The organism is Protofrankia coriariae, assembly GCF_001017755.1.
Taxonomy (GTDB): Bacteria; Actinomycetota; Actinomycetes; order Frankiales; family Frankiaceae; genus Protofrankia; species Protofrankia coriariae.
Genome location: NZ_JWIO01000022.1, coordinates 54,422 through 79,822 on the forward strand (window position 1 = coordinate 54,422; position 25,401 = coordinate 79,822).

Below are 25,401 nucleotides of genomic sequence, written 5' to 3' on the forward strand. Positions count from 1 at the left end.
TGGCGGCCGCCGCACCGAGCAGGACACAGCAGACCCCGGCGGCGGCAACCGGGACCTGTCGGCTCAACGTAGCCGCGGACAGCCACACGCCGAACCCGAGGACGGCTCCGAGAGCCCCCGCGGCGAACACCGCGGATCCCTGACGGGAGCCGTCGCGCAGCAGCCGGCGGGTCGACTCCAGATAGGCGAGCGCGAACAGGGCGGCCAGCACACCGCCGGCGCCCATGACGCTGGCCAGCGGTGTCTGCCTCGGCTCGATCGTCACCTCCTGGACGCTGCTCGTGCCCGCCCGATCCAGCCGTACCTGCCCGTGGACGGCTCCGCCGGCGATCCACCGGGTCAGCGGCGGGGCGGTGACGTCTGTTCGCCAGGGCTCGCCCGCGTTCACTGTCACCGGGTCGCCGGTCGCGGTGCCCAGTGGGATGCCCGCCACGGACAGCCGCAGGAGCACCGTCACCGTTCCCGAGGCCGTGGCCGTGCCGCTGATCTCCACCGGCTCGGCCAGGTCGACCCGCGCGACAGCGGGCGGGGTGGCCCCGGCCACCTGGATGCCCTCGGCGGCGGTGGAGCCGGTGGGGACGGCCGGTTGTGGGGACGGCCACAGCACGGCGACCAGCACCATCAGCACGGCCGCGGCCAGCGCGGTCCCGGCCAGTTGCCGCAGCGGCACCGGCACCGACGGCGGGCGACGGCGGTGCGCCCGCCCCTGTTGCTGGCCGGTGGCCGACAGCTCCGGCAGCGGGACGAGGGAGGCCTGGTCGAGGTCGACATCGTCTGGCGACGGCCGGCCCACGGGCGTGCCGGACAGCGCCGGCACCAGGTCGGTCACCAGCACGGACTCCTCGCCACGGCCGGACGGGCCGCGTCGGACCGACGATTCCAGGGCCGTGCGCACCGCCGGGGAGAGGTCCCGTACGGCCAGCCCTGACCGCTCCAGCCAGCCGGGCCCGAACGCCTCGGACGCGACGGCCGCGACGGACTCCGCGAGCTGTTCGGCACTCGCCGGCCTGCGCTCGGGATCCCGGGCCAGCCCGCGCATGAGAAGCCAGGCGAGCCCGGATGGCACCTCGTCGCCGGGCGACGGTGGCTCAGCGGCGTCCTGATGTGCCCGGAACCGGTGGAACCCGCCTTCGGTCGGGTAGGGGAGGCGTCCGGCGAGCAGGTAGTACAGCATTGCCGTCGCCGAATAGACGTCGGTGCGGACGTCCAGGTAGTCGCCGCGGGACTGCTCCGGGGACATGTACCCGGGCGTGCCGGCGATGACGAACCGACCGTCCCGGGAGGCGAGGGTGGTCTCCCCGCCGATGACCCGGGCCAGCCCGAAATCGGTCACCTTGACCGTGCCGCGGCTGTCGAACATCACGTTGCCGGGTTTGATGTCGCGGTGCAGCAGCCCCTGGTCGTGGGCGGCCTGCGCCGCGGAGAGAACGGCGAGCACGGCCGCGCAGGACTGTTCCATGGTCAGCCCGATGCGGCGGAAACGCTCCGCGAGCGTCCCGCCGGGGAGGTGTTCGAGCACCAGCGCGCAGACCCGTTCCGGCGGGCCCGTGGCGTCGACGGCCACCTCTTCGTCCGCGTACTCGTACACCGTGACGATGTGCAGGTGGCTCAGCCGGGCCAGGGCCCGTCCTTCTTCGTTGAACCGCAGCCGCATCTGCGGGTCGGCGGCGATCCGGTTCGGCAGGTGTTTGACGGCGACCGCCCGGTCGAGCCGTGGATCCCGGGCCGCGTAGACGACGCCGAACCCGCCGCGGCCGAGTTCGCCGCCCAGCCTGTACCGCGGCAGGGCGGCCACCAGCGCCCGTGGGGCCACGGACGGACCGGATACGGACGAATTGATCGTCACGAAGGATCGTCCTGACGCGGGCGCCAGTCAGTGCGACGGGTGATGGAGGGGTCGGTCTCCTCGTCGAAGAACCGTGCGGGCGGCTGCCGCGGCTTTTCGTATCCGTGCCTGTTCGCATCCGCAGCGGATTGCTGCGGCCGGACGACAGGCCGCGGCGACGGCCTTTCGTACCCACGCTCCTCCGCCTCCGCAGCGGGCGGCTGCGGGCGGACGACGGCAGGCCGCGACGGGGCTGTCGGACGGGCCCCACCGGCCGGCAGCCCGGCGCCTGCCGGGCTCGGGGCCCGGCGCTCGCCGCCGCCCGGGGGATCGCCCACGGGAACATCGTCTGTGGACGGCGTCTTCCTGGCCGCGGCCATGGTCACCGCGGATGGGCCCGTGGCCGGGGTGCCGGCCGGCACAGGCGCGGGGGCCGGTGCGGGGGCCGAGAGGGAGGCCGGCGCGGAGACTGGCGTGGGGGTGAGGTAGCCCAGCAGGAAGCCGATCCCCGCGGCGGCCGCGATGAAGGTCAGGTTGGACGACGTCGACGGTGCCGTCACCCGCAGTGCCGACAGGCTGACGATCGCGACGAAGCCGGCCCCACACCCGGCGGGCGCGAACCGGACGGCCCGCCGCCACCGGTTGTGGGGAAGACGATGGCGCGCGAGCGCGAACAACGCGGCGGCCCACAACATGGCCGTGACGACCAGCAGGCCCAGCCCGAACATGCCGTATGTGCAGACCAGTGTGCCGCGGATGTCGGCGATACCGTCGGCCGAGGCGAGGACGTCACGCTTCGCGTCGCGGAGAGTGACAGACATGGGTAGCAGCCCGGTCGCCTGTCCGCGCAGCTCCGCCATGTCGATGTCGACGCTCCAGGCCAGCGAGGCACCGGGCGGCACGTCCATCCGCACGGCGGTGTCGAAGACGAAGAAGGTCAGGCCCAGCGCGGATCCGCTGACGCGGATCGACCGTATCTGGGCCGGCTCGTTTCGATTGTTGCGAACTGTGACAAGAACACGGGTGGGCTGCTCCGGATCGAGCACGATCCGTCGCCCGGTGACGGAGACCTCGTTGACCACCGCGTCGAGCTGAAGCCCCCCGCTGCCCGCGGCGACGATGCCGCTGGCGGGACCGCCCGGCCCGTCGCCGGCTGTGGCTGTGGCTGTGGCGGGGCCCGGCAACAGGACCAGGACAGCCAGCACGATGATCACCAAAACGGTGAGCGGCCTCGCGGCTCGCCGCGTCGGCTCCACGACAACAGCCACGACGCCCCCCGAGAATCCGCTTTCTGTTGTGACGTCGATGTTACTGTCATCGCGGGAGCAGGGCTGCGGCTGGACATGCTGTCCGGTACACGACACGCCGCCGCTCCGTTCGCGGTCGGGGGGCGTCGTGCGTTTTTCTTGTGCGGTTTTACGTCGGGCAGGCATCAGAACCGTTCTGACGGCCGTTCTGCCCTCGGTGATTCTGCTCGGCATACTCGGCGCGGCGTCCACGGCCGGGCTCACGACAGCCGTCGCCCCCGCCGCGGGCACGAAATCGATCCACATGGCTCTGGCTGCCGTGGCTACTCCAAGTAGTAGCGCGCCCGCGCCAGGCCCCACCGCCTGCCCCGAGGGGACCCCGGACGGCTGCCTGTGCCCGGACGGTTCCGTGGTGCCCGGCGGGCGGGAATGCGCCCCGCAGCCGTGCCCCACCGGCCAGCAGCGCAACGCGGACGGCGTCTGTGACTACCCACCGTGCCCCGAAGGGCAGCAACGCAACGCGAAGGGGATCTGCGACTACCCGCCATGCCCGGCAGGCCAGGAACGCAGTTCGGACGGCGTCTGCGCCTACCCGCCGTGCCCCGAAGGGCAGCAACGCGGTGAGGACAACACCTGCGGCTACCCACCATGCCCCGAGGGCCAGCAACGCGGCGACAACGGGACCTGCGACTATCCGCCGTGCCCGGCCGGGCAGCAGCGAAACGCGAACGGCGTCTGCGGCTATCCGCCATGCCCCACCGGCCAGGAACGTGACGCGAACGGCACCTGCCGCTACCCACCATGCCCGGCAGACCAGCAACGCGGCGTGGACGGGATCTGCCGGCCGATCTCCGTGACCTGCCCGGACGGCTCCACCGCCCGCAGCCGGCAGCAGTGCCCGCCACCACCGACAACCTGCTGGGACGGCAGCACGGCCGCCGCCGGGCAGCAGTGCCCACCGCAGCGCGAGACCTGCGCCGGCGGGGTGACGGTGGCGGCCGGGCAGCCGTGTCCGCCGCCGCGGCCTGGGCAGACCTGTCCTGGCGGGGCGCTGCCGGACCGCGACGGCGTCTGTCCACGGCCGTCGGTCTCCTGCCCTGGCGGTCTGTTGGTGCCCGCCGGGCAGCAGTGCCCGCAGCCACCGTCACCCTGCCTGTCCGGATCCGTACGGGACGCGTCCGACCGGTGCGTGCCGGTCAGGCCGGGGCCCACGGCCGCCCAGCAGCCCACCTCTGTGCCCTCGCCCGCAGCGGCGCTCCCCAGCCCACTACCCGGGCAGCTGGCGCTGGACAAACCTGTCGTCTCCGCCGGGGACACCCTGTTCGCCACCGGTGCCGGCTGCACTCCGGCCGCCGATGTCGTCATCGTCTCCGATGACGGCCGGACGATCGGCCGGACGGTCGCGGACGCGAGCGGGGAGTTCTCCACGGCTGTGCAGTTCGCCACCTACCGGGCCGGAAACCGTTCGATCATCGCGACCTGTGGGCCGGTCCTGCGGTCCGAGGTGAACATGGTGCTGTCCAGTTCGACCGGCGGCACGTCCAACACGTTCGTCCTGATGCTGTTCTTCCTGTTCGCCGGCTCTCTCGTGGTACGTCACCAGATCGGCCAGAGCATCTGACCGGAGTGCCCGGCCGGCGGTGGACGGCCTAGCCCGCGACGAGCGACGTGGAACGACCTGATCACGAACAACATGAACCGTGAGCGGCAGCCGTCGGGAACCGGACAATGGAAACGGCCGGCCGGGGAGCGCACGCCGGCCCACGCGGCGGGAGGTGGCGGACCGCTGGGTAGGAAGGACGGGAGCGGCGGCGCGGGCAAGGGATGGGCGGTGGCCGTGTACCACCGCTACCCACGCCGCCGCTCCCGTCTCGGCCCGACACCGGAAGGCCCTTCAGGGCTCCCGGCAGCGCGCTTGTTTCGCCGTCGCGCCTGCGGAGCCCTCCGCCCTGAGGCATTCAGGGGGAACGGGCACCATCGGTGTCGGTTCACCCGGCGGCCAGGACACCGTCAGCCGGCGGCCGGGGAGTTGGGAACATGGCTCTGCACAGTGCTCGGGAACGTCGTCGTTCGGGAGCATCGTTGTTCAGAAACGTCGTTGTTCAGAAACGTCGTCCGGGCTGCCCGTCCACCGGTCGAGCCGGATCCGGATACCGCGGCGGTCAGGTCCCGGCGGTGAGCCAGGCGTGCGTCATGGATCGGCGTGACAGCTGTCGCACCGACAGCTCCGGCAGCGACGGCTCGTCCGGCTCAGCCCGTTCCTCGCAGGCCACCGCGGTGTTCTGGACCCTTCCCCAGATGATGCTCCGGCATTCGTCGGCGCCCACCACAAGGGAGGTACGGGTATGCGGGTCGAACACCTCGACGTGCCCGTCGAAACCTGGCGCGAGAATCCTGAAATGGCTCCACAGGTGTGCTGTGTAGGTGTCCGCGAACTTGCCGAGAAGCTCTCCGTCGGCGTCCAGGACAAGTATTCTCTTACCCATTTCAACACCCTTCGCCGGTGGTCCGAACAGTACCGGGTGACTGGCCTGGGAGCAGCTTACGACAAGCCTGCGCGATTCGCCTATACCGAGTTTTCCGTTATCCCCGGAGCGGAATGCGGGTAATACCGGACACCAATTCCGTCGGCACCGGCCCGGCCAACTGCCGCCGGACTGATTCGACGCGCCTTCGCCGGCCCGGAGCGTACAACGGCCGGCGAACACCACGGCGGCCGGAGTTGGCACATGGTATTCCGTCCCGGACGCAACAAGCTGGCCCGGTATACCCGCCGGCCCGGGAAGACGGCCACCGGTAGTCCGGCCCGGCCCGAACAGAGCCCCCTGATCATATGCCGGCCGACCGGCGACATATGCCCGCGCGGAGTGTTGCGTGCCCGTCTCGCTGGACCGGTACGGCGGCGAAGCCGCCCACGACCGGCCGGCGCGGGGCCTGTCTGATCGCCGACCATATCAGGACACCGCCCGTTTACCGGAGAGCCGACACTCCGGGACAAAACGCTCGCGGCGAGCGCCCCGGCATGCCTGGCGCGCCGGCGGCGCGGACCAGGAACGATCGCAGGCCCGCCCGGCTGGCAGCCCCCGGCTGGCAGCCGGTACCCCGTCCATCCACTCACTGTGCCCGACATCGGCGGGGCCCAGGATGCCGAAGGGCCGGCCGGAGGACCACCGGAAACCGAAGGAGGACCAAAGGACCGGCCGTCAGCGGCCCAGTATCCCCCGCAGCCTGGACATCGCCGGCCACGTCGGCGCCGGCCCGTCCACCGGATACGGCGGGAAGGCCCGTTCGGCGACGTCCACCAGAATGGCGACATCCAGGGGCTTCAGCACGACACCGGCGGTGAGGATGTAGTCGGCAACCCCGGCCGCCGGCAGCAGCACCACACCGTCGAGCAGGGCGAGCCCGTGTGGCAGCTCGGCGCGGGAGAACGCGACCACCGGCTGGGCCTGCAGCTGCCAGCCGTCCGGAAGATCGGCCACCAGGTGGCTGGTGACCTCCTCGCCCATCCAGGTGACCAGGCCGAGCATGGCGCGCAACGGCACCTTGCCGGCCCACAGCCCGGCCCGGTTCTGGCGCAGCGGCCCACGGTGGGCGTCCGTCTCGACGACCCACGCCCCGGACGGGCCGATCACCAGATGGTCGACGTTGCCGGCGGAGTCCGCGAGCGCGCGGTCGTGCAGGACCGTGTAGCCGGCCCGGACGAGGCGGTCGAGGGCGCGGGCCGTGCGACGCTCGGCCTCGGCGTCGTGTCGCCATGACTCGATCTCCGACGGGGAACGCAGGAAGCGCGCCGCGGCGACGGCGAGGACGACCAGGACGGCCCCGAGGACCATCTGCAGCACGACCAGCGCGGACAGGCCCACCACGGCACCGAACACGCTGACGGCGGCCACGGTCAGCGCGGCGGCCACGGCCGCGGTGACGACCGCTCGTGCCAGGCGGTCCTTACGTTCGGCTACGTAGAGCTCCCTGCGGCGCAGGTACTCCGCCATGGCCGACCGTCCAGGCCACTGCCCTTCCGGCATCCCGGTCGTCACCACCTTCCGGTCGCCCCGTTTCCGACCGCTCCGCCGCGCCGGCCTGGCCCGCGTGACGCGGGAGCTGGCATGGCGCGGGACCCGCTGCCGCGGGCCCCGTCACCTCCGCCGTTGACGCGTGGGCCGGCGCGGAACGCGCTCCGTCCCCGGTCCGGCTCCGTGCGACCGCACGCGGTTCCACCTGCCCCATGCGCGTCGCACACTGGCCATCACCGAGTGTGCCGCGATGCGGTCACCGAACGCCACAGCAAACCAACTATGCGACGGCCACCATTCCATAAAAATCGCAACAGTCATCCAACATGACACATACTTACACTCTGTCCCAACGGTGCCCAGCACCCTGTCCCAACGGCCCCCAGGCCGGGCGCCGCACAGCCCGGAACGGCGCCCAGGCCGGGCACCGCACAGTCTGGACGCTGCACACACCTCCCATCAGACTCCGGACGATGACCGAACTTTCCGGTGTGAAGGGGGTCGGGTGATGGGCACAATCCGACAGCGGCCCTTCGATGTGCGCCACATCGTTCGCGCATCGGTAACTACCGGGCAACACCCTGCTGTGAAGGTCTGGTCAAAGGGCCGGAAAGCCCACGACGTGGCGGACCGGGACCACCTGACCCGTGCCGACCGCCATCGGCCCGTACCGCGACCCACGGCCAGCGACCCTGGCCGGTCCGGACCTGGAGGGTTCATGAAACGGACACCGGCAGGCATGCCAGCACCCGATCCCGACGCCTGTTGTACCGATCCCTGTTGTAGCGGCCCCTGTTGTACCAACGACAGGATCCGCACCAACGACAGGATCCGGTCCGACGGTGGGCTCCGCGCCGACGACGAGATCCGTTCACGGGAGGACGTCCACCGTTACGCGCACCTGACCTGCCTGACCGATCAGCCCGCCGGGAACGTCGGCATCGAGACCGAGTGGTTCGTCGTCGACATCGCCTCCCCGGCACGCCCGGTGCCCCCCGGCCGCACGCTGGCGGCGCTCACCGGCAGCCCACCGCCGCGGCCNNCCGGCAGCCCACCGCCGCGGCCGTCACGGGACGGGGAGACCTCCCTGCCGACCTCCCCGGAGCCGGTGGACGACCTGTTCCTGCCCGGGGGGACCCGGCTCACCTTCGAACCCGGCGGCCAGCTCGAGCTGTCCGCCCCGCCCCTGCCGCTGCCGGACGCGCTGGCGCGGACCGCCACCGATCTCACCGCGGTGCGCGCCATGCTCGCCGACGCCGGACTCGCCCTGGCCGCGATGGGCACCGATCCGCTGCGGCCGCCGCGCCGCCAGCTGCACGCCTCCCGCTACGTGGCCATGCAGCAGTACTTCCGGCGGACGGACGGCGGCCGGGCGGGTGAGGCGATGATGTGCTCGACCGCGTCCGTCCAGGTCAACCTGGACGCGGGCGCCACGGCGCGGTGGGCCCGGCGCTTCGAGCTGGCGCATGCCCTCGGCCCGGTGCTGGTGGCCATGTTCGCCGCGTCCCCGGTGCTGGCCGGGACGGCGACCGGGTGGCGTTCCACCCGGCAGTCGCTGTGGGCGGACATCGACCCGACCCGGACCTCCCCGGTGGCAGCCCCCCAGCAGTCGGATCCGGCGAGGGCCTGGGCGGACTACCTGCTGGCGGCCAGGGTCATGCTGGTGCGCGGGCCCGACGGTGACTTCCAGCTCGCCCGGGACGGGTCGACGTTCGCCGACTGGGTGGCCGGTGCCGGCCCGGTGGCACGGCCGCCGACAGTCGCGGACCTGCGCTACCACGCGACCACGGTGTTCCCGCCGGTACGTCCGCGCGGCTGGCTGGAGCTGCGCTACCTCGACGCGGCACCGGCCGGCAACTGGCCGGTGGCGGTCGCGGTGACCACCGCCCTGCTCGACGACCCCCGCGCCGCGGACACGGCCGCCGACGCGTGCGAACCCGTGGCCGGCCGCTGGCTGACCGCGGCCGCGCTGGGGCTACGCGACGACATGCTGCACCGGGCGGCGCGGCGGTGCGCGGGCGCCGCCCGGGACGCGCTGGGACGCCTGGGTGTCGACGATGCCCTGCTCGCCGCCGTCGACACCTATCTCGAGACCTACGTCGAGCCGGGCCGCTGCCCCGCCGACGATCTCATCGACCGGCTGCCGGCCGACGGTCCGCTGGGCCTGCTCCGGGACGAGATCAACGCTGGGATCGGCACCGCTGCCGTCAGCGGGAGCACTGCCGTCAGCGGGAGCACTGCCGTCAGCGGGAGCGCTCCCGCTGACGGAGCCGGTACCAGCGCCAACGGCGGCACCGGTAGCGCTGCCGGCACCGGTAGCGCTACCGGTGCCGGTACCGTCGCCGGCCACGAGCGCGCGACCACCCGGCCATGGGCGACGGCATGATGACCACCCGGCCGACCACCCAGTTGATCACCCGGCTGACCACCGACGAGATCGTCCGGGCGCTCGCGGACAGCCGGGCCCGCAGCCTCGCCTACACCGATCTCGACGACGACGACCTGCGGCGCCAGCACTCACCGCTGATGTCACCGCTGGTCTGGGACCTTGCCCACATCGGCAACTACGAGGAGTCGTGGCTGCTGCGGGCGGTCGCGGGCAGCCGGCCGCTGCGGCCGGGCATCGACGACATCTACGACGCGTTCCGCCACCCCCGGGCGGACCGGCCGGCCCTGCCGCTGCTCGGCCCGGCGCAGGCGAGGTCCTACCTCGACGAGGTGCGCGGCGCCGTCCTGGGCGTCCTGGCGCGGCTCAACCCGGACACGCTGCTGTCGTCGACCACCTGGGTGGTCAGCGACAGCGGGCCGTCCCCGCGGATGGCCGACATGGTCGGCGCGCCCTCGCCGGGCTCGCGCGCGGCGCTGCTGACCGGCGGGTTCGTCTACGGGCTGGTGGTCCAGCACGAGCACCAGCACGACGAGACGATGCTCGCCACCCACCAGCTCCGTACGGGTGCCCCGATCATCGGCGACCGCGCCGCGCCGCCACCCGGCCGGCCGGTGCCCGCGGCGGAGATCCTGATACCGGCCGGCGAGTTCACGATGGGCACCGACGGCGACACCGCCGGCACGGCATGGGCGTACGACAACGAACGTCCCGCCCACCGGGTGTACGTACCGGCCTTCTTCATCGGCACGCTGCCGGTCTCCAACGCCGCGCACGCGGCGTTCATCGAGGACGGCGGCTATCACGACGAACGCCTGTGGTCGGCCGCCGGCTGGGCGTGGCGGTGCCGGGCCGGCCTGACCGCCCCACAGTTCTGGCGTCGCGAGGGCGACGCCTGGATACGCCGGCGCTTCGGCCGGGACGAGCCGGTCCCGATGGACGAGCCCGTGCAGCATGTCTGCTGGTACGAGGCGCAGGCGCACGCGCGCTGGGCGGGCCGGCGGCTGCCCACCGAGGCCGAGTGGGAGAAGGCGTGCGCGCACGATCCCGTCACCGGGCGTTCGCGACGTTTTCCCTGGGGGGACAGCGAGCCGACGCCGGAGCGGGCCAACCTGGGGCAGGCGGCCACCCGCCCCGCGCCGCTGGGGGCGTATCCGGCCGGCGCGAGCGCTTACGGCGTCGAGCAGATGATCGGTGACGTGTGGGAGTGGACGGCCGGGGATTTCGTGGGCTATCCGGGTTTCCGGTCGTTCCCCTACCGCGAGTACAGCGAGGTGTTCTTCCCATCCGCGCCCGGTGCCGGCAAGGGGCCGCCCGCCGGGGCGGTCGGTGCCGCCGCGGCGAACGGGGTGGCCGGGGCGGCCGATGTTGCCGAGTACGCCGGGTTCAAGGTGCTGCGCGGTGGCTCCTGGGCGACGCATCACAGCGCTGTCAGAGCTACCTTCCGTAACTGGGACCACCCGATCCGCCGGCAGATCTTCGCCGGCTTCCGGCTCGCGCGCGACGCCTGACGGACCACGCCACCACAGAAGCCGGCAGGCCGCGGGCGGNAGCCGGCAGGCCGCGGGCGGTGTGGCCACGCCTCCCGCGCGCCCTGACCATCCGACCTGGCCGTCAGAGCTGGCCGTCAGAGCTGGCCACCGCGACAAGCCTGGTCGCCGAAGAGGAAGAGCAACAGAGCCCGACCATCGAGGAAAGAAGGATGATTCCGGTTGTGTCGTCACACGGCGTGGCTGGGGACGCCGCGGACGCTGGCCTCGCTCCTGCATGACCCGCCGCACGGCCTGCTGCGCCAGGCCTGGGAGCCGCGGCGGATGCTGCACGGCAGGATCAACGCCGACGGCTTCGGTGCCGGGTGGTACGCCCCTGAGATCCGCACGGAGCCGGCCCGCTACCGTCGCGCCGTCCCGATCTGGACCGACGCCTCGTTCGCGTCCCTCGCCGGCGTGATCAGTTCGGGCTGTGTGCTGGCCGCGGTCCGCAACGCCACCGTCGGCATGCCTGTCGAGGAGACGGCGACCGCGCCGTACACCGACGGACGGCACCTGCTCAGCCACAACGGACGGGTGGATCTCACGGTGCCGCTGGGCCTGCTGCGGGGCTCGCGGGGAGCGCCGGTGCCCGACTCGCGCTGTGACTCCGCGCTGCTGGCGGCCGTGGTGTGGCAGCGGCTGGCCGCGGGCGCGCACCTCGCCGACGCCGTCGCGGAGGTCGTCGTCGCGGCGGGCGGCAGGGACGGCGCAGCCCGTCTCAACCTTTTGGTAACCGATGGATCGCAAATAGTGGCGACAACCTGGGGTGAAACCCTGTCGTACCGCGTGTCCGGCGGCGAGAACACCGGAGTCGGTATCGGGGCCGATATGGAAGTCGGCACAGAGATCGGCGCCGGAGTCGAGGTGGCCAGCGAACCCAGCGATGACGGAGACGGATGGATCGATCTTGATGATCACCAATTGCTCGTAGCCGACACACGCAATGTCATCGTTAGTAATTTGACCTAAGATTCAGCTACTCTCGGTTGCATTAACGCTCCCGGAGGTTACAGATCATGACAGCGTCCAGCACCGGTCTCACCAACGTCGGTTCCACCAGGGATGATCTCGACCCGAAAATCGTCTTCGATCGGCATCTCACCGCGTCCGACCGGACCACGGCACTGACCAGGGACGTCGGCACCGGACTCACGTCGAATCCGAAGGAACTACCACCCAAGTGGTTCTACGACGCCAACGGGAGCATGCTCTTCGACGCCATCACCCGGTTGCCCGAGTACTACCCCACCCGGGCTGAACGGGCAATTCTGGCCGGCCACGTCCACGAGATCGCCGTGATGTCGCGAGCGGACACCCTCGTCGAACTCGGCTCCGGAACCTCCGCCAAGACCCGCCTGCTGCTCGACGCCCTCCAGCGCAGCGGCCACCTGCGCGGGTTCGTCCCGTTCGACGTGGACGAGTCCGTGCTCTCCCACGCCGCGGCCGCGATCCGGCAGGAATATCCGGCGGTGCGGGTGCACGCGATCGTCGGCGATTTCGAGCGTCACCTCCACCTGCTGCCCGACGCCAACCGCCGCCTGGTCGCGTTTCTCGGCGGGACGATCGGCAATCTCGCGCCCGCGGGCCGGCACGCATTCCTCACCAGCATGCGCGCCCACCTGAAAGGTGACGACATGCTGCTGCTGGGCTGCGACCTGGTCAAGGATCCAGACCGGCTGGTGGCCGCCTACAACGACAGCGCGGGCGTCACGGCCGCGTTCAACCGCAACGTCCTGTCGGTCATCAATCACGAACTCGACGCCGACTTCGACCCGCGCGGGTTCGCCCACGTGGCCCGGTGGGACGCGGAGAACTCCTGGATCGAGATGCGCCTGCGCTCCGTCCGCGACCAGCGGGTCCACGTCGGCGCGCTGGACCTGTCGGTGTCCTTCGCCGAGAACGAGCAGATGCGCACCGAGATCAGTGCCAAGTTCACCCGGGACAGCCTGGCCGCCGAGTTCGCCGCCGCGGGCCTGGCCATGGTCCACTGGTGGACCGACTCCGCGGGCGACTTCGGGCTCGCTCTCGCCGTCCCCGCCTGACGACTCCGGCCGGCCGAACAGGACCGGCCGAACAAGACCGGCCGGCAGGACCCGGCCGACGAACCGGGCCGGCTGATCAGGTGACGGGCCCGGTCAGCCGCCGGCCAGGGAGACGTCACGGGCGGCACCGGTGGACGCCGAGGTCGCCATCGCCGCGTAGGCCCGCAACGCCGCCGACACCGGGCGCTGGCGCTCCTTCGGCCGGTAGCCGCCGGCGGCGGTCAACTCGGCCCGNAACTCGGCCCGCCGCGCGGCGAGTTCCTCGGCGTCCACCAGCAGGTCCAGCCGGCGGGCCGGGATGTCGATCTCGATGATGTCACCGTCACGGACAAGCGCGATCGCGCCGCCGTGCGCGGCCTCGGGCGAGACGTGGCCGATGGACAGGCCCGCCGAGCCGCCGGAGAACCGGCCGTCGGTGACCAGCGCGCACTGCGGGCCGAGCCCGCGGGCCTTGAGGAAGGTCGTCGGGTACAGCATCTCCTGCATGCCGGGGCCGCCGCGCGGGCCCTCGTAGCGGATGACCAGCACGTCACCCGGGGTGACCCGCTTCGACAGGATCGCCTCCACCGCCTCCTCCTGGCTCTCCAGCACCAGGGCGGGGCCGCGGAAGGTCAGCCGGCCGGCCTCCACCCCGGCGGTCTTGAGCACGGCGCCGTCCGGCGCCAGTGACCCGCGCAGCACCGCCAGACCGCCGTCGGCGGAATAGGCGTGCGCGACGTCGCGGATACAGCCGGCGGCGGTGTCGGTGTCCAGCGACTCCCAGCGGGCCGTGGACGAGAACGGCTCGATCGTGCGCACGCCGCCCGGGGCTGCGTGGAAGAGCTCCACCGCCTCCGGCGCCGGGTCCGGCCGGCGGACGTCCCAGTGGGTGAGGAACTCCGCCAGGCTCGCGGCGTGCACCGAGTGGACGTCGTGGCGCAGCAGGCCGGCCCGGTCGAGCTCGCCGAGGATGGCCGGGATGCCACCGGCGCGGTGGACGTCCTCCATGTGGTAGTCCGAGCTCGGCGCCACCTTGCACAGGCATGGCACCGTCCGGGAGATCGCGTCGATGTCGTCGAGGGTGACCGCCACCCCGGCCTCGACCGCGGCGGCCAGCAGGTGCAGCACGGTGTTGGTCGAACCGCCCATGGCCACGTCCACCGCAAAGGCGTTGAGGAAGGCCGAACGGGTCGCGATCGAGCGCGGCAGCACCGTGTCGTCGTCCTTGTCGTACCAGCGCTTCGCGAGATCCACCACCGTGCGTCCGGCCCGGACGAACAGGTCGCGGCGGGCCGCGGAGGTGGCGAGCGTGGAGCCGTTGCCGGGCAGCGCGAGCCCGAGCGCCTCGGTCAGGCAGTTCATCGAGTTCGCGGTGAACATCCCGGAGCAGGACCCGCAGGTGGGGCAGGCGGAGCGTTCCACCGCGTCCAGTTCGGCGTCCCCGACCGCGGTGTCGACGGAGGCGGCGATCGCGGAGATGAGGTCCAGCCCCGAGCGGACCACACCGTCGCTGACGACCGCCCGGCCGGACTCCATCGCCCCGCCGGAGACGAACACGGTCGGGATGTTCAGCCGCAGGGCCGCCAGCAGCATCCCAGGAGTGATCTTGTCGCAGTTCGAGATGCAGACGAGCGCGTCCGCGCAGTGCGCGTTCACCATGTACTCGACGCTGTCGGCGATGATCTCGCGGGACGGCAGCGAGTAGAGCATGCCGCCGTGGCCCATGGCGATGCCGTCGTCGACCGCGATCGTGTGGAACTCCCGGCCCACGCCGCCGGCCTCGGCGACCGCGTCCGACACGATCCGGCCGAGGTCGCGCAGGTGCACATGGCCGGGCACGAACTCGGTGAAGCTGTTCGCGATCGCCACGATCGGCTTGCCGAAGTCGTTGTCGGTCATGCCGGTGGCGCGCCACAGCGCGCGGGCACCGGCCATGTTGCGGCCGTGAGTGGTGGTGCGGGAACGCAGAACAGGCATCGGGCAGTCCTCATGGCGATCGATCGGCGTGGACGTGGGTCACGCCGGGGCCGCGGGCACACCCATACCAGGCATTCATACCCGTACAGGCATCAAACCCGCCCGGACCCGCCCGCCGGGCCCCACCCGTCCGCTTCAAGCCTAACCCCCGTCGTATTCGAGGCCGCGCGAGCCACCGCGGCGCGGCCGCCACCGATCGCCCGGCCCGCCGAAACCAGCGGGGCCACCGGGGCCGCCGCCGCGGCGCAGCTGCCACCGCCGCCACTGGCGCTGGACCAGCCACACGACCACGAAGGACGCGGCCGTGCCCAGCAGCGGGGCCACATCGTGGTCGCGAGGGCCGGCCACATACTTGACGGTCCCGTCGAGGTGCTGGACCCGCTGGCTCGTCCGCGTCCCGATCACGAGCAGGAACAGGCTGACGACGGCGATGATCGCGTATCCCGTCCGGAAGAGGGTCTGGACGCCGACCCGGCGGCGCGCGACCGCGCCGCGGAAGAGCAGCACCGGGACCATCCAGCCCAGAAAGCCGAAGACGACCGCGAACACCGGCGCGAAGAAGAAATAGCTGGCGAAGGTGCTCACGACAGCTCGGTCACATGCTCCACGCTCGGCGGCTGCGCGAAGAAGGGACCCAGCGCCGCACGCCAACGGGTGAACCGGTCGGAGGTGCGGAAGGTCACCAGGTGCGCGTCCAGGTTCTCCCACTCGACGAACAGGACGAACCGGGACGGTGTCTCCACCCCGCGGGCCAGCCGCGCCGACCGGCAGCCGGGGCAGGTGGTGATCTCGGTGACGACACGACGGTAGGCGGCGGCGAACGCCTCCTCCTGGCCGGGCACGACGTCGAAACGGGCGACTTCCAGCACCGGCGAGCCCTGGGCGCCGTCCTCGGCAGCGGTCATGGCCCAAGTCTGGCACGAATCGGACATGCACGATCCAGCCGCGGCCCGGAACGGGCCAACCCGGACGGATCGGCCCCGACGGATCGCGCTCGTCCCCTCCCGGACCTGCCGGCGGCATCCCGATGGTGCGACCGGGAGAGAACGCCCTGCCCGCCCTCTCCCGGATCTGCCCCTCCCCTTTTCCGTCTGGTTCTGTCTGGCCTTTTCGACTCCGTCCGGTCTCTCCGACCTGCTCTTCTCCCGCCTGTTTCCGTCCGCTTCCCTCCCGCGGGCCTTTCCGCCCGGGGCCGGCGGTACCCGGCCCCGGGCGGAAAGAGAGCCGCTTCTATGTTCAGGCATCCTTTCTCACGACCTGCTGTTCCTCCTCGGGGTGGCCGGAGTTCTCCCGCGGGTGACCGGAGTTCTCCTCGGCAGGATGGGCAGGTTGCCCAGCCGGCACCGAATCCGGTCGTTGCCGGCGGAACCGGTGCCAGCCGGGCCGGTGCTTTTCACCCGGCGGCATCAGCGCCGCGATACCCCCTCGCAGCCGCAGGCCGGCCAGCATGGCGACGCTGGCTGTCACGCTCCGCGTGACATCGTCCGGCCCGGACACCGTGGCGGCGATGGAGGCGAGGCCCGCGACGCCGACCGTCACGACCGCGAGGACGGCCGCGACCAGCAGCCGGCCGCTGACGAGCGCGATTCCGCTGAGCACCACGCCGAGCAGGATCAACGTGTTCGTGGACGGCAACGTGATCTTCTGGTCGCCCTCCGCAAGCGCCGCTACCGCGACGAACACCTGGGCGGTCATCGTGCCTCCCGTCGGTGCCGAGCCGCAACGTGGATCCTGGAGCTGGATACCAAGCGGTTACCTGTCTGGAACAGCGGACGCGGGAGAAGGACTATTGTCGAGAACGGTCCGTTCTCCCACCGGGGCCAACCGGGGTGCGGGTCAAGCTGGTCCGGTTCGGCGGGTGGGTGCGCCAACACCCTCCCGCCGACCGCGCCGGGCGAGCTGCCCGACATGGTCGTTATTTCCGAATAGATGGTCATCGCTGCCTTTCCGCGTCTCTTCCATGTCTTTCGGGAATCGTCTTCCGCGGCCGTGGGCCCCGGGATCGCGTAACCGTCGCCCTGGTCCGTGCGGACCCTGGCCGAAGGGGCGCGCAAGTATGGTTCACCTCGCCTGTCCGAAGGCCCGGAGAGCCCAGAGATGACGAAGAGCGGCCCACCCCTTGCGATCAGGTGAATCCGCCCACCGGGACGCGCCGGAGCGTCCCCGCGCCATACGCACGACAGGAGTGGCCCAGCGCTCGGCGGTCCTCGGATGAACCCGCGAACCGACGCCTGATCAGGCCAGGGCATCGATCTCGCGGTTTGCGGACTCTGCCTCATAGCGCCACATCCTTTGAGAAGGAGGGGCCGCCTCGCTGCGGGCGATGCCTACACTATGCAGACCAAACTGTGGTAATGCAAGAACTATTCACGAAGATCAAATAATTCATAATCCGTCCACCTGTGGCGGATGATCGCATGGACGATCTTGACAGCTCGCCGCTTCCACGCAACCGCACCAGACAGCCACTCCAGGCCAGCCCGGTCCTGCGGCTGGCTCGGTGAGGTGGTTAAGATGCGGGTCAGCCTCCACAAGGGGCAAGCCATCCGTCGATGCTCCGGCCGGCCAGCTCACCCGCATAGCCGACGGCTCGACGAGCATAGACGACCCGCCGGCGTCCGGAGGATGATGAGCTGGGCCTCCGCGCCCCGGGAGCCGGGAGCCCGGCTCCGCGGGCCTTGTGGACTCCGTTCCCGGAGCCACGACGCGAAAACCACGATCGCGTCGACCCTGGCCCGCTGGGCGCCGGGTCGTCCCGCCATGCCCGTTCATCGCGACCAGGAGCCACCGTGAGCGCCAACACGCCAGGTATAGTCATTGCTACTTCCTGCGACTATTCGGGAAGTTGTCCAACCGTCTATCAGGAGGGCCCCGATACCGTCCTGGTGCAGGGGTACGTGGTCGACTCCGGTCACGACGTACCGGACGGCGAATCCATGGTCCGCATCCCGGTCGCGCTCCTGCGTCAGGCCGCCCAGGCGCTACAGGCCTGACCGGCCCCCCGACCAGCCACCCACACGGCCTGAAGGAACCTGTAACGGCGAACCCGCGACGCAACCCGCCGCGGCGCGGCGACGCGAACGTCATCCGCCACCGCGTCGCTGTCATTCTGGCCAGCCAGGGAGCTGGGCCGCTCGGATCTCCGGACCGACTCGGAAGGGTGTGGCATGAGAAACCTCCCGGACGATGACGCTTCGGCCCGAGCGGCCGGAGCGCAGCTGGGAGCCGAACTCGCGGCCCTGCGGCACCGGCACCGGCTCAGCGGCCAGGAGCTCGCCAGCCGAACCAGGATGAGTCAGTCGAAAATATCCCGAATAGAGACCGGTACGGTCACACCCAGCCCTGACGACGTCGAAGCGATCGTGCGTGCGCTCGACGAGCCGGAGACAGTGGTGTCGCAGTTCCGGCAGGCAGCCGAACGCCTCGTGTCCGGCGCGGACCCGGTCATCGACCCCACCCCCTACATCGGCCGCTTCCAGCCCCAGTATCTCGAGCACGAGTCCGCCGCCCAGGTCGTCCGCTTCTTTCAGCCGACCCTCGTACCCGGCCTGTTGCAGACGAGCGAATACGCACAGGCGATCATCCTGCGTTTCTGCGAGCTGTTCGACATCGACTACCTCGCCGAGGGCGCCCAAGCGGTCGCCCTGCGGATGGAACGGCAGCGGATCCTCTACGACGAACGGCGGACCTTCTACTTCGTGCTGCTGGAGTCGGTGCTCGCCTATCCGGTGGCGGCGCCCGCGGCCATGATCGCCCAGATCGACCGCATCCGGGATCTCGCGGACAGCCGGCCGAACATCACCATCGCCTTAGTCCCCAACGGGACCGAGCTCGTGGTGCCGCCGTCCAGCAGCATAGAAATACTGGACGAGAACCGCGCGCTCACCGAGGCGATACTGTCCGTGGTGTCGCACAAGAAGCCTGAAACCGTCCGGGTTCTTCTCCGGATCTTCGCTGAGCTCGAGAGCAAGGCGACCACCGACATCAACCCGATCCTCGACCGCCACCGCCGCGTCTACATCGACCAGATCCTCTCCAAACAGCGCTGACCGCTCGGCGCGAGCACGGCCCCAGGGGCATCCACCCCAGAAGGCACACGCTTCACCGCCGTCGGAGCGCGGGTCACTGCGCGGGGGCACCGTTCCAGTCGACGAGCTGGACGACGATGCCGTTCGGGTCACGGACCTGGAACGCCCTCTCGCCCCACTCCTCGGTGGTCAGAGGCATGGTGATGGCCACCCCCTCCGCCTGTAGCCGGGCCAGCTCACCCTCGAGGTCGTCGACGACGAACGCGAGTATCAGGCCGGCCGCGTGGCTGTCGCGCTGGTCCGCCGGCAGCGTCGGCAGCCCGCGGCGCAGGAAGACGACGTTCATGCCGGTGTCGTCGCGCGTGAGCGAGGCGAACCCGTCGGCCGCCATCTCCTGCCGGAAGCCGAAGTGCTCGACGAGGAACGCGGCGGACGCACTCACGTCCTCGACGTTCAACGGCACCGCGGACGAAGTGATCTTCGCATGCTGCATCTATCTGACCATAGACACCCACGCTGCTCCGCGCATCAATGATTATCAACCGGCGCCCCTCGGATGAATCCGCGAACCGGCACCTGGTCAGGCCAGGGCATCGATCCCGCGGTCCACGGGCTTTACCTCACAGCGCCATCTACTTAAGAAGAAGAGCCGCCTCGCAGCAGCGGGATGATCCTGTTATGCAGACCAAACTGTGGTAATGCAAGAACTATTACCGCACCAGGTCAAACCGGTCCTGCAGCTGACTCGATGATCTGACTAAGATGCGGGGCAGCCTCCACAAGAGGCACACCTACCGTCGATACCTCAGCCGGCCGGCTCATCCGCATAACCAGCGGTACGACGTGCATAGATGACCCGATAGTGACCTCAAGATCAAATTTTCTGGGCACGAAGCGCGGTCGCCTTGCCTTGGGCACAGAGTCGTCTCGCACCCGTCCGATCAAGTGAGATCGCGCGACGGAAACCGCCGAACCTCGTTGGGGAGTCGTGCATGGACATGACCTGGACTATCCCGCTGGTGGTTGTATCGCTACCTATCGTTGTTGTTCTGATCGCGTGGCTGTCGTGGCTGCTCTTCAGCTATCTGATCTTTAAGCGCGGCGGGGACAACGTCTTCGAGAACATCTGGAAGATCGCTGTCGCGTTTCCTCTTCGCGACTGGATGAGGCTGATCCGCTGGATGAGGAGGCCACCAAACAATCCGCCTGTAGATCAATAACAAGATTCCTCTTGGACCAGCTGCCCCTAATCTTGATCTTTAACCTGTGCGTTGTTGGTAGGCGGTCCTGGTCGGGCCCCGTTTAGCGATCTTTCCGACGTCGCGGTGAGATGCTGCTCGGAACCCCGTCGGACCCTGCGGGGGCCAGCCACCCCGGTGGAGCTGGCTGCTCTCATGGGAGATGCAGATCGCGGATCAGCGGGCGGTCAAGGCGCTCGGTGGTTGTCTCCGCGGGACGTAGCCGACACCATCCATGATCTCAGGATACCGATTTCCCGCAGCCTTGAATGCCGATCACCTGCACGCTTCAGTGCCGATTACCTGCGTCCTTCGATGCCGATCATCTGCAAGATCGATACGGGAAGATGGAGCGGCGGCTGGAGATCTTGAGCTGATCGGCGGTGTGGAGCGTCGCGCCGTTCGGGTCAGCCGGCCATGTCGACGAAGCGGGAGTAGTGGCCCTGGAAGGCGACGGTGACGGTGCCGGTCGGGCCGTTGCGGTGCTTCGCGACGATCAGGTCGGCCTCGCCGGCGCGGGCCGACTCCTTCTCCACGGCGTCCTCCCGGTACAGCAGGATCACGGCGTCCGCGTCCTGCTCGAGGGATCCCGACTCGCGGAGGTCGGAGATCTGCGGGCGTTTGTCCGCGCGCTGCTCCGACGCCCGGTTGAGCTGGGAGATCGCCACCACCGGGATGTCCAGCTCCTTGGCGAGCAGTTTGAGCGAACGCGATATCTCGCTGACCTCCTGCTGGCGGCTCTCGGTGCGCTTCGGTGAGGACATCAGCTGGAGGTAGTCGAGGACGATCATCCGTAGGCCGTTGCGCTGCTTCAGGCGACGGGCCTTCGCCCGGATCTCCATCATGGTCAGGTGCGGGCTGTCGTCGATGAACAGGGGCGCGTCGGCGACCTCGCCCATCCGGCGGGCCAGCCGGGCCCAGTCGTCGTCGGTGAGCCGACCCGTGCGGATGTTCTGCAGGGACACTCGCGCCTCCGCCGACAGCAGCCGCATGGTGATCTCCATCCGGCTCATCTCCAGCGAGAAGATCACGGACGCCATGCTGTTGCGGATCGACGCGGACCGGGCGAGGTCCAGCCCGAGTGTGCTCTTGCCGACAGCGGGCCTGGCCGCGATGATCCACAGCTGGCCGCCGTGGAGACCGTTGGTCAGCTCGTCGAGATCGTTGAAGCCGGTGGGGACGCCGGTCAGCGCGCCGTCGTGCCCCGCGATCGCCTCGATCTCCTCCAGCGCGGGGTTGAGCAGGTCGCCGAGTGGTGCGTAGTCCTCACTCGAGCGGCGTTCGGTGACCTCGTAGACGGCGGCCTGCGCGCGGTCGACCACCTCGTCCACGTCCTGGGCGGGGCCGTAGGCGAGCTGGACGATGCGGGTGCCCGCCTCGGCGAGACGGCGCAGAACAGCCTTCTCCGCGACGATGCGGGCGTAGTAGCCGGCGTTCGCCGCGGTCGGGACGCTGGAGATGAGGGTGTGCAGGTAGCCCGGCCCGCCGACGCGCTCGAGCAGCTCCCGCCGGGCGAGTTCGGCGGCGACGCTGATCACGTCAGCCGGCTCGCCGCGACCGTAGAGATCGCCGATGACACCGTAGATCGTGCTGTGCGCAGGACGGTAGAAGTCGCTCGCGGAGAGCACCTCGACGACGTCGGCGATCGCGTCCTTCGACAGCATCATGCCGCCCAGCGCGCTCTGCTCGGCAGCCAGATCATGCGGCGGCGTGCGGTCGAACTCGACCGGCCCGCCGGAAGCGGCCCGGGTGCGGTCGACATCGGTCAGCGTCACGGCTGTGGCCTCGTCATGCCTGTGGCCCCGTCATGATTGCGGCCCCGTCATGCCTGCCCCTTTCCCCACACCACACCATCTTCGAACATATGTTCGACTACAGTGGCGGCCCCGTCAATCCCTGGGGAGGTGTCTCCTCGAGCACTTCACCGGGCGGCGTCGACTGTATGGGCGCACCCGCCCAGCATCCAAAAAGTTGTCCACAGGCCCTGTGGACAACTCTGTGCACAACTCCGGAAAGGCTGGGGAAATCGCTGGGACAAGCCCGTCGAGGCTGTGGACAACCAGCCGGCGCTGACGTCGGCTGTGCTGCTATCAGTGCAGGAAGGGCGTCATCGCCGTCCATCCCCTGTGGATGGAAGAAATTCGACGACGAATCGTACGGAGACCCCCGCGCGGCCTCCGCGCGGTCGGCGGCCTGACAGCTGGCTGTCCAGAAAGCACAACGGGTGACCGCGATGTCGGCATCGGCCGGCCCAGCAGGAGCATGCCCGTCCAAGGCGAAGGCCGCGCGAAGGAACATCATCGCGCGGCCTCTGCCCGGGTGAGTGACATCGCGGTCACCCGATCAGCGTGCTGTCCCGCGGGCGGCCGTTGTGGGCCGGCCGCGTTCGGCTGGTCGTCAGGCGGAGACGACGTCCAGCTTGAGGGTCGCCACGACCTCCGGGTGCAGGTGCACCGACACGGTGTGGGACCCGAGCGACTTGATCGGCGAGGGCAGCTCGACCCGCCGGCGGTCCAGGTCCGGGCCACCGGCGGCGGACACGGCCGCCACCACGTCCGTCGCCGTCACCGAGCCGAACAGCCGACCCTCCTTGCCCGCTCGGGTCACCAGCCGGATCGGCAGGGTCGCGAGCTGGCCGGCGATCTCCTTTGCCTGCCCGAGATCGCGGATCTCCCGGGCCGACCGGGCCCGACGGATCTGCTCGATCTGCTTCTCGGCGCCCCGGGTGGCCACGATCGCGTACCGGCGAGGAATGAGGTAGTTGCGCCCGTACCCCGCAGCGACCTGGACCGTGTCGCCCGGGCTGCCGAGGCCGGGTATCTCCTGGGTGAGGATGAGCTTCATCGTCATCCTCCTCAGCGGGCCGTCGAGGTGTAGGGCAGCAGGGCCATCTCCCGGCTGTTCTTCACCGCGATCGCGATGTCACGCTGGTGCTGGCTGCAGTTGCCGGTCACCCGCCGAGCGCGGATCTTGCCGCGGTCGGAGATGAACTTCCGCAGCAGCGAGGTGTCCTTGTAGTCGATGTAGTCGGTCTTGTCCTTGCAGAACACGCAAACCTTCTTCTTCGGCTTGCGCACGGCCGCCTTGGCCATCGTGCACTCCTATGTCATGGCTTCGACCCGACGTCACGGCTTCGGCCCGACGCCGGTGGGCCCGGCCCCGGTCAGGCGCTGCCGGGGATCGGCTGGATCAGAACGGGGGCTCCTCGGAGTAGCCGCCGGGCGACGCCGACCACGGGTCGTCGGCAGGCCCGCCGCCGTATCCCGAGCCGCCACCGGACGGCCCGCCGTAGCCGCCGCCCGCGGACGGCCCCCCGGACGCCGGCGGCCCACCGTAGCCGCCGGAAGGCCCGCCGCCGCTGTAACCGCCGCCGGCGGCACCGCCGCGACCGGCCTTGACGACCTTGGCGGTGGCGTACCGCAGCGACGGGCCGATCTCGTCGACGTCCAGCTCGACCACGGTCCGCTTCTCGCCCTCACGGGTCTCGAACGACCGCTGCTTGAGCCGGCCCTGGACGATGACCCGAGCGCCCTTCTGCAACGACTCCGCGACGTGCTCGGCGGCCTGCCGCCAGATGGAGCAGCGCAGGAACAGCGCGTCCCCGTCCTTCCACTCGTTGGTGGCCCGGTCGAGGGTGCGTGGTGTCGAGGCGACGGTGAAGCTGGCGACGGCCGCGCCGTTGGGCGTGAAACGAAGCTCGGGATCGTTCGTCAGGTTCCCGACCACCGTGATGACTGTCTCACCGGCCATGGGGCCGCTCCCTTCAGGCCGCGGCCCGCCGCCGCGGCTTCTTCTCGGGCAGCCGGATCACCTTGGTACGGATCACCGATTCGTTGAGGACGAGTTGGCGGTCGAGTTCGGCGACGACGTCCGGCTCGGCGTGCAGGTCGATAATGGCGTAAATGCCCTCGAAACTCTTGCGGATCTCGTAGGCAAGCCGGCGGCGGCCCCAGACGTCGACCTTCTCCACCACGCCGCCGCCGGAGCGGACGACGGTCAGGTACTGGTCGAGAGACGGCGCCACCGTGCGCTCCTCGAGATCCGGCTCGAGGATCACCATCAGTTCGTAATGACGTGGCAAGGGTGAACCCACCTCCTGTGGACTCGGGCGGCCACGGAGGGTTCCGTGGCAGGAGGGACAGTGCCGCACACGGCCGGACGCGGAACGGATCCGCACGGACCGACCAGCGGCAACGTCGCAAACACTACTCGATACCGCCCGGCCCGATACCACCCGGCCACAGGCCGATCGGTCGGACCCACCCGCTGCCCTTCCCCGTCGTCGTCCACTCCCCGTCGTCATCCGCTGTCGTCATTCACCACCGTCATCCGTCACCTCGCGCGTCTCGCGGGTCGCGCCGGTGGACTCGGTGCCCGGCGCCGGCTCCGAGAGCGTCACCTCGCGGGTCCCGCGCCCGCGTGCGGCGGCGACCACCCGCAGACCGGCGCCGACCATCCCCACGACGAGCGTCAGCGAGATCACCACCAGCAGGCCGTGCACGTGCCGGCCGGGTGACGGCCAGATCGCGGCGACCACGGCCACGGCGGCGGCCAGGCCGACGGACGCGACGAACGGCGCGAACCCGCGGCCTGTGACACCGACACCTCTCACAGCTTCATATCCTGCCCGTGCCATCCTTCCCCGATCCCACCACCACGGCCATCGGGTTCTTCCAGAGACGAAGGATCCACAGTACGTGCCAGATCCCGCAGCTCACGGACGGCAAAAAGGTGTCGTTCTTCCATTTCCATTTTCATGGCCGGCGGGGCTCGTCCGACCATACGATCCGATCGGTTCGCGACCACCGGACCGACCGTGGCTGACGTGATTTCCTTCCACACATTTTCTGGCCGGCCGCAACATGGCGGGGCCCGGGGCGACCACGGTATTTACTGATATTTTTGTTTCCGGTCACCTTGTGGTTCCGCTCTCCGACGGGAACGGGGCTAATTTCGGCGCTATGCCTGTGAGTCCTCGTGGTGAAGTGATGGGATCGGGGGTTCCGGCCGACATGGCCGAGGACATGACGATCGCCGAGCAGCACGAATGGCTGCGGACTTTTCTCCGCCGCCGGCCGGTCAGCAGACGGAGCATCCTGCTCGGTGGGCTGGCCGGGGCCGGCGCGGCGAG

At 70.2% G+C, this 25,401-nt stretch carries 23 protein-coding genes (1 of these 23 running past the window's edge); 8 read left to right on the forward strand and 15 right to left on the reverse strand.

Going from position 1 to position 25,401, the window contains the following annotated elements; genetic code table 11:
- Together FrCorBMG51_RS14410 and FrCorBMG51_RS25330 are read right to left on the reverse strand one after the other, a co-directional pair.
- Positions 1–1,846, reverse strand: the 5' portion of a protein-coding gene (locus FrCorBMG51_RS14410; protein ID WP_052914682.1) for a protein kinase domain-containing protein. 233 nt of this gene lie to the left of the window's left edge; 1,846 of the gene's 2,079 nt are visible here — the first part of the coding sequence; it begins with the start codon at positions 1,844–1,846; its stop codon lies off the left edge, out of view.
- On the reverse strand, positions 1,843–3,030 hold the full coding sequence (locus FrCorBMG51_RS25330) for a hypothetical protein (protein WP_139342139.1): 1,188 nt from the start codon (positions 3,028–3,030) through the stop codon (positions 1,843–1,845). The genes FrCorBMG51_RS14410 and FrCorBMG51_RS25330 overlap by 4 nt, the downstream gene beginning before the upstream one ends.
- Before the next feature lie 259 nt (positions 3,031–3,289).
- Here FrCorBMG51_RS25330 and FrCorBMG51_RS28290 point away from each other — a divergent pair, with 259 nt between their 5' ends.
- Complete coding sequence (locus tag FrCorBMG51_RS28290; protein ID WP_157180508.1) at positions 3,290–4,693, forward strand: hypothetical protein; 1,404 nt, start codon at positions 3,290–3,292, stop codon at positions 4,691–4,693.
- A 541-nt stretch (positions 4,694–5,234) separates the two neighbouring features.
- Here FrCorBMG51_RS28290 and FrCorBMG51_RS14430 read toward each other — a convergent pair.
- Together FrCorBMG51_RS14430 and FrCorBMG51_RS14435 are read right to left on the reverse strand one after the other, a co-directional pair.
- Positions 5,235–5,558, reverse strand: a complete 324-nt coding sequence (locus FrCorBMG51_RS14430) for a hypothetical protein (RefSeq protein ID WP_013875592.1) — start codon at positions 5,556–5,558, stop codon at positions 5,235–5,237.
- A gap of 717 nt (positions 5,559–6,275) precedes the next feature.
- Entirely contained in the window at positions 6,276–7,067 is a 792-nt protein-coding gene (locus FrCorBMG51_RS14435) for a nuclease-related domain-containing protein (RefSeq protein WP_047223581.1), read from the reverse strand.
- A 760-nt stretch (positions 7,068–7,827) separates the two neighbouring features.
- Here FrCorBMG51_RS14435 and egtA point away from each other — a divergent pair.
- The 4 genes from egtA to egtD all read left to right on the forward strand — a co-directional run bounded on the left by egtA (position 7,828) and on the right by egtD (position 13,048).
- On the forward strand, positions 7,828–9,474 hold the full coding sequence (egtA, locus tag FrCorBMG51_RS14440; RefSeq protein ID WP_476742171.1) for an ergothioneine biosynthesis glutamate--cysteine ligase EgtA: 1,647 nt from the start codon (positions 7,828–7,830) through the stop codon (positions 9,472–9,474).
- Positions 9,474–10,985, forward strand: a complete 1,512-nt coding sequence (gene egtB, locus FrCorBMG51_RS14445; RefSeq protein WP_235433578.1) for an ergothioneine biosynthesis protein EgtB — start codon at positions 9,474–9,476, stop codon at positions 10,983–10,985. The genes egtA and egtB overlap by 1 nt, the downstream gene beginning before the upstream one ends.
- 201 nt (positions 10,986–11,186) lie before the next feature.
- Positions 11,187–11,975, forward strand: a complete 789-nt coding sequence (gene egtC / locus FrCorBMG51_RS14450) for an ergothioneine biosynthesis protein EgtC (protein WP_047223583.1) — start codon at positions 11,187–11,189, stop codon at positions 11,973–11,975.
- A gap of 47 nt (positions 11,976–12,022) precedes the next feature.
- Positions 12,023–13,048 carry an L-histidine N(alpha)-methyltransferase gene (gene egtD / locus FrCorBMG51_RS14455; protein WP_047223584.1) on the forward strand — a complete coding sequence of 342 codons (1,026 nt, stop codon included), beginning with the start codon at positions 12,023–12,025 and terminating at the stop codon, positions 13,046–13,048.
- Positions 13,049–13,141: 93 nt separating this feature from the next.
- Here egtD and ilvD read toward each other — a convergent pair whose 3' ends face one another.
- The 4 genes from ilvD to FrCorBMG51_RS14475 all read right to left on the reverse strand — a co-directional run bounded on the left by ilvD (position 13,142) and on the right by FrCorBMG51_RS14475 (position 16,699).
- Positions 13,142–15,004 carry a dihydroxy-acid dehydratase gene (gene ilvD / locus FrCorBMG51_RS14460; protein WP_047223585.1) on the reverse strand — a complete coding sequence of 621 codons (1,863 nt, stop codon included), beginning with the start codon at positions 15,002–15,004 and terminating at the stop codon, positions 13,142–13,144.
- A 141-nt stretch (positions 15,005–15,145) separates the two neighbouring features.
- Complete coding sequence (locus FrCorBMG51_RS14465; protein ID WP_047223586.1) at positions 15,146–15,589, reverse strand: hypothetical protein; 444 nt, start codon at positions 15,587–15,589, stop codon at positions 15,146–15,148.
- Complete coding sequence (locus FrCorBMG51_RS14470) at positions 15,586–15,909, reverse strand: antibiotic biosynthesis monooxygenase family protein (RefSeq protein WP_047223587.1); 324 nt, start codon at positions 15,907–15,909, stop codon at positions 15,586–15,588. The genes FrCorBMG51_RS14465 and FrCorBMG51_RS14470 overlap by 4 nt, the downstream gene beginning before the upstream one ends.
- A 331-nt stretch (positions 15,910–16,240) precedes the next feature.
- Entirely contained in the window at positions 16,241–16,699 is a 459-nt protein-coding gene (locus FrCorBMG51_RS14475; protein ID WP_047223588.1) for a hypothetical protein, read from the reverse strand.
- Between the two features lie 1,094 nt (positions 16,700–17,793).
- Between FrCorBMG51_RS14475 and FrCorBMG51_RS26875 the strand changes: the two genes are divergently transcribed.
- Together FrCorBMG51_RS26875 and FrCorBMG51_RS14480 are read left to right on the forward strand one after the other, a co-directional pair.
- Positions 17,794–17,997: a hypothetical protein gene (locus FrCorBMG51_RS26875; protein ID WP_076842366.1), complete on the forward strand. Its 204-nt coding sequence runs from the start codon at positions 17,794–17,796 to the stop codon at positions 17,995–17,997.
- Between the two features lie 174 nt (positions 17,998–18,171).
- Positions 18,172–19,053 carry a helix-turn-helix domain-containing protein gene (locus FrCorBMG51_RS14480; protein ID WP_047223589.1) on the forward strand — a complete coding sequence of 294 codons (882 nt, stop codon included), beginning with the start codon at positions 18,172–18,174 and terminating at the stop codon, positions 19,051–19,053.
- 73 nt (positions 19,054–19,126) lie between these two features.
- Here the strand turns inward: FrCorBMG51_RS14480 and FrCorBMG51_RS14485 are convergent, their stop codons facing one another.
- The gene (locus FrCorBMG51_RS14485; RefSeq protein ID WP_047223590.1) at positions 19,127–19,525 is read right to left on the reverse strand and encodes a VOC family protein; all 399 of its coding nucleotides are present in this window, start codon (positions 19,523–19,525) and stop codon (positions 19,127–19,129) included.
- A 499-nt stretch (positions 19,526–20,024) separates the two neighbouring features.
- Between FrCorBMG51_RS14485 and FrCorBMG51_RS14490 the strand changes: the two genes are divergently transcribed.
- Positions 20,025–20,252, forward strand: coding sequence for a hypothetical protein (locus FrCorBMG51_RS14490; protein WP_047223591.1), 228 nt, complete (start codon positions 20,025–20,027; stop codon positions 20,250–20,252).
- 425 nt (positions 20,253–20,677) lie between these two features.
- Here the strand turns inward: FrCorBMG51_RS14490 and dnaB are convergent, their stop codons facing one another.
- The 6 genes from dnaB to FrCorBMG51_RS14520 form a co-directional block, all read right to left on the reverse strand.
- The gene (gene dnaB / locus FrCorBMG51_RS14495) at positions 20,678–22,045 is read right to left on the reverse strand and encodes a replicative DNA helicase (protein ID WP_047223592.1); all 1,368 of its coding nucleotides are present in this window, start codon (positions 22,043–22,045) and stop codon (positions 20,678–20,680) included.
- A 622-nt stretch (positions 22,046–22,667) separates the two neighbouring features.
- Positions 22,668–23,114: a 50S ribosomal protein L9 gene (gene rplI, locus FrCorBMG51_RS14500; RefSeq protein WP_047223593.1), complete on the reverse strand. Its 447-nt coding sequence runs from the start codon at positions 23,112–23,114 to the stop codon at positions 22,668–22,670.
- An 11-nt stretch (positions 23,115–23,125) separates the two neighbouring features.
- Positions 23,126–23,362, reverse strand: coding sequence for a 30S ribosomal protein S18 (rpsR, locus tag FrCorBMG51_RS14505; protein WP_013875613.1), 237 nt, complete (start codon positions 23,360–23,362; stop codon positions 23,126–23,128).
- A gap of 97 nt (positions 23,363–23,459) precedes the next feature.
- On the reverse strand, positions 23,460–24,020 hold the full coding sequence (locus tag FrCorBMG51_RS14510; RefSeq protein ID WP_047223594.1) for a single-stranded DNA-binding protein: 561 nt from the start codon (positions 24,018–24,020) through the stop codon (positions 23,460–23,462).
- A 13-nt stretch (positions 24,021–24,033) separates the two neighbouring features.
- Positions 24,034–24,351, reverse strand: coding sequence for a 30S ribosomal protein S6 (gene rpsF / locus FrCorBMG51_RS14515; protein WP_256386216.1), 318 nt, complete (start codon positions 24,349–24,351; stop codon positions 24,034–24,036).
- A 231-nt stretch (positions 24,352–24,582) separates the two neighbouring features.
- Positions 24,583–24,882 (reverse strand): hypothetical protein, encoded by a 300-nt coding sequence (locus FrCorBMG51_RS14520; protein ID WP_047223595.1) that lies wholly within the window; start codon positions 24,880–24,882, stop codon positions 24,583–24,585.
- Between the last annotated feature and the right edge of the window lie 519 nt (positions 24,883–25,401).